This is a genomic window from Nonomuraea antimicrobica, assembly GCF_039536965.1.
GTDB classification, from domain to species: domain Bacteria; phylum Actinomycetota; class Actinomycetes; order Streptosporangiales; family Streptosporangiaceae; genus Nonomuraea; species Nonomuraea antimicrobica.
This window is the reverse complement of sequence record NZ_BAAAZP010000285.1, coordinates 1-1,422: the sequence shown is the minus strand read 5'-3', so window position 1 is coordinate 1,422 and position 1,422 is coordinate 1. Positions and strand designations below refer to the sequence as shown.

1 rRNA gene is annotated in these 1,422 nt (G+C 56.3%); it reads right to left on the bottom strand.

The window, feature by feature from the left end:
- Window positions 1–1,422 (bottom strand): 23S ribosomal RNA (locus tag ABD844_RS52700); the annotation flags it as partial.

Genomic DNA, 1,422 nt, shown 5'->3' with positions numbered 1-1,422 from the left:
CGACTTCGCACGGACCTGTGTTTTTAGTAAACAGTCGCTTCCCCCTGGCCACTGCGACCCCCACCAGCTCCGGCAGCACGTGCCATCACCAGCAGAGGCCCCCCTTCTCCCGAAGTTACGGGGGCAATTTGCCGAGTTCCTTAACCACAGTTCACCCGATCGCCTTAGTATTCTCTACCTGACCACCTGAGTCGGTTTAGGGTACGGGCCGCCACAACACTCACTAGAGGCTTTTCTCGGCAGCATAGGATCATCCACTTCACCACAATCGGCTCGGCATCACATCTCAGGATTAACGTGAGGCGGATTTGCCTACCCCACTCCCTACATGCTTACCCCAGGACAACCATCGCCTGGGCTGGACTACCTTCCTGCGTCACCCCATCGCTTACCTACTACCCCATCAGGCCGAGCGTTCGGTCTACATCACTTCCGAAGAAGCAACTGACTTAAGGACTCTTAGTATCAGAGGGTTCGATATGGGCGCATTGAAGCGGGTACGGGAATATCAACCCGTTATCCATCGACTACGCCTGTCGGCCTCGCCTTAGGCCCCGACTTACCCTGGGCGGATTAACCTGCCCCAGGAACCCTTGGTCATCCGGCGCGAGGGTTTCCCACCCTCGATTCGCTACTCATGCCTGCATTCTCACTCGCACACCCTCCACCATACGATCACTCGACGGCTTCACCGGATGCACGACGCTCCCCTACCCACCAACAACAAAAATGCTGCCAGTGCCACGACTTCGGCGGTGTACTTGAGCCCCGCTACATTGTCGGCGCAGAATCACTTGACCAGTGAGCTATTACGCACTCTTTCAAGGGTGGCTGCTTCTAAGCCAACCTCCTGGTTGTCACTGCGACTCCACATCCTTTCCCACTTAGCACACGCTTAGGGGCCTTAGTCGGTGATCTGGGCTGTTTCCCTCTCGACTACGAACCTTATCGCCCGCAGTCTCACTGCCACGCTCTCACTTACCGGCATTCGGAGTTTGGCTGACGTCAGTAACCTTGTCGGGCCCATCGGCCATCCAGTGCTCTACCTCCGGCAAGAAACACGCAACGCTGCACCTAAATGCATTTCGGGGAGAACCAGCTATCACGGAGTTTGATTGGCCTTTCACCCCTACACACAGATCATCCCCCAGGTTTTCAACCCTGGTGGGTTCGGTCCTCCACCCAGTCTTACCTGAGCTTCAACCTGCCCATGCGTAGATCACTCCGCTTCGGGTCTACAGCATGCGACTCAAACGCCCTATTCAGACTCGCTTTCGCTACGGCTCCCCCACACAGGTTAACCTCGCCACACACCATAACTCGCAGGCTCATTCTTCAAAAGGCACGCAGTCACATCACAGCCGTCCCGAAGAACGACTACGCTCCTACGGCTTGTAGGCACACGGTTTCAGGTACTATTTC